Annotated in this window: 4 protein-coding genes; all 4 read right to left on the bottom strand. The window is 65.1% G+C overall.

What is annotated here, in order from left to right; translation table 11 throughout:
- On the bottom strand, nt 1-575 hold a 575-nt coding region (locus EOA27_RS32300), incomplete at its 3' end, for an ABC transporter ATP-binding protein (protein ID WP_145970683.1).
- On the bottom strand, nt 568-1,674 hold the full coding sequence (locus EOA27_RS32295; protein WP_127258258.1) for an ABC transporter ATP-binding protein: 1,107 nt from the start codon (nt 1,672-1,674) through the stop codon (nt 568-570). The genes EOA27_RS32300 and EOA27_RS32295, both read right to left, overlap by 8 nt.
- A 2-nt stretch (nt 1,675-1,676) precedes the next feature.
- Nucleotides 1,677-1,883, bottom strand: coding sequence for a hypothetical protein (locus EOA27_RS32290; RefSeq protein WP_127258256.1), 207 nt, complete (start codon nt 1,881-1,883; stop codon nt 1,677-1,679).
- Nucleotides 1,880-2,364: carbohydrate ABC transporter permease (locus EOA27_RS32285; RefSeq protein WP_145970682.1), on the bottom strand; the 485-nt coding region annotated here is incomplete at its 5' end. The genes EOA27_RS32290 and EOA27_RS32285, both read right to left, overlap by 4 nt.

The following is a 2,364-nucleotide window of genomic DNA, read 5'->3' as shown; positions in this document are numbered from 1 at the left end:
ACATAGAGCATGGTGGCGCCGAGCTCGGACTGGATGCGCTTCAACTCGAGCCGGAGATCGGCGCGCAGCTTGGCGTCGAGCGAGGACAGCGGCTCGTCCATCAGGTAGATCGCCGGCTTGCGCACCAGGGCGCGGCCGATGGCGACGCGCTGCATCTCGCCGCCCGACAGCTTCGTCGAGCGGTTGTCGAGCTTGTGGTCGATGCGCACCATGCGCGCCACCTCTTCGACGCGGCGGCGCACCGCCTCCTCCGGAAAGCGCCGCGCCGGCGAGCGCAGCGGGAAGGCGAGATTGTCGAACACCGACAGATGCGGATAGAGCGAATATTGCTGGAAGACGAAAGCGGTGTCGCGTTCGGCCGGCGACAGGGTCGTGGCGTCATGGCCGCCGATATGGATCGTGCCGCTATCCGGCCGCTCCAGGCCGGCAATCAGCCTCAGCGTCGTCGTCTTGCCGGCGCCGGTCGGCCCGAGCAGCACGACGAACTCGCCGTCCTTGATCGTAAGGTCGAGATCGTCGGTCGCGACGGTGTCGCCAAAACTCTTGGTCACGCCCTGGATACGGACATCAGCCATGGCGCGCCTCCGCTGCCTGATCATGCATGGCGGTCCTGACCGCGCGTCCGGAACCCTTCTCGAACAGCGACAGCCGCGCGCTGCTCAGCTTCAGCCCGACTTGCTCGCCGGGGCTGAGATGGATGCCGGCCGGCACCCGCGCCTTGATGATGCCGTCGGCCGTCTCGACAGCGACGATCTGCGTGGTGCCGAGATATTCGGTGCCATAGATCGCGCCGCGCAGCTTCGAGCCGTCGTCGAAGCGGATGTGCTCGGGCCGGATGCCGAGCGCCATGTCGGCGGGCGCGATGTCCTCGCGCACTTCCGGCACCGCCACCTTGGCGCCCTGAACGACGATCTCCTTCGCGCCCTTGGCGAGCCCGCCGCCGAATTTCAGGAAATTCATCGGCGGCGAGCCGATGAAATCGGCGACGAACATGGACGCCGGCCGGTCGTAGATCTCGCGCGGCGTGCCGAACTGCTCGATGACGCCGTGGTTCATCACCGCTATCTTGTCGGCCATCGACATCGCTTCCATCTGATCGTGCGTGACATAGACGGTCGTGGCGTGGATGCGGTTGTGCAGCTCGCGCAGCTCATGCACCATCAGATCGCGGAACTCGGTGTCGAGGGTCCCCAGCGGCTCGTCCATGAGAAAACATTTCGGCCGCCGCACGATGGCGCGGCCGAGCGCGACGCGCTGGCGGTCGCCGCCGGCAAGACCGGAGACGGATTTGTCGAGCAGGTGATCGATGCGCAGCAGCTTCGCGGTCTCCTCGACGCGGCTGCGGATTTCGGCTGCCGGCATGCCCTGCGCCAGCAGCGGAAAGCCGATATTCTTGCGCACGTTCATATGCGGGTAGAGCGCGAAGAGCTGGAAGACGAAGGCGATGTCGCGCTCGCGCGCCCGGCGCATTGTGACATCCTCGCCGCCGAGCAGGATCTTGCCGCCGGTCGGCAGTTCGAGGCCGGCGATCATGCGCAGCGTTGTCGTCTTGCCGCAGCCGGACGGTCCGAGCATGACGAAGAACTCGCCGTCCTCGACGACGAAATTGGAATCCTGCACGGCGACGAATGCGCCGAAGGCTTTCCTCAGGTTCTGAACACGAATCTCGGCCATCTCTATTCCGGGAATTTCGAGACGATGATGAACATCACCGTACCGGCGAGCATGGTGATGAAGGAATAGGTGTAGAGCGACAGCGCGAAGGGCTGGAACAGCATCAGGAAGCCGATCGCGATGATCGCCGTGGCGATGTTCTCCATCAGCCCGCGCCTTGCCCAGACGGGCCAGCGCGATTTGCGTTTTGCGGTCTGGATCGTGCTCATTTGCGCACCGCGCCGAAGGTGATGCCGCGCAAGAGTTGCTTGCGGAGCAGGATGGTGAAGACGAGGATCGGCACCAGGAAGATAGTTGTGCCGGCCGCCACCGCCGGCCAGTCCTGGCCGCCTTCGCCGATGATGGTCGGGATGAAGGGCGGCGCGGTCTGCGCCGTGCCGGAGGTCAGCAGAGCGGCGAACGCATATTCGTTCCAGGCAAAGATCAGGCAGAAGATCGCGGTCGCGGCGATCCCGGTCGTCGCCTGCGGCAGCACGGTGCGCCAGAAGGCCTGCAGCCGCGTATAGCCGTCGATCATCGCCGCCTCTTCATATTCGCGCGGGATCTCGTCGATGAAGCCTTTGAGCAGCCAGACTGCCAGCGAGACGTTGACCGCGGTGTAGAGCAGGATCATGCCGAGCGCGGTGTCGGAGAGGCCGAGCTCGCGATACATCAGGTAGATCGGGATCGCCACCGCGATCGGCGGCATGA

Source organism: Mesorhizobium sp. M2A.F.Ca.ET.037.01.1.1 (assembly GCF_003998075.1).
Taxonomy (GTDB): domain Bacteria; phylum Pseudomonadota; class Alphaproteobacteria; order Rhizobiales; family Rhizobiaceae; genus Mesorhizobium.
The sequence above is the reverse complement of the archived record's forward strand: the minus strand, read 5'-3'. Positions and strand labels throughout refer to the sequence as shown.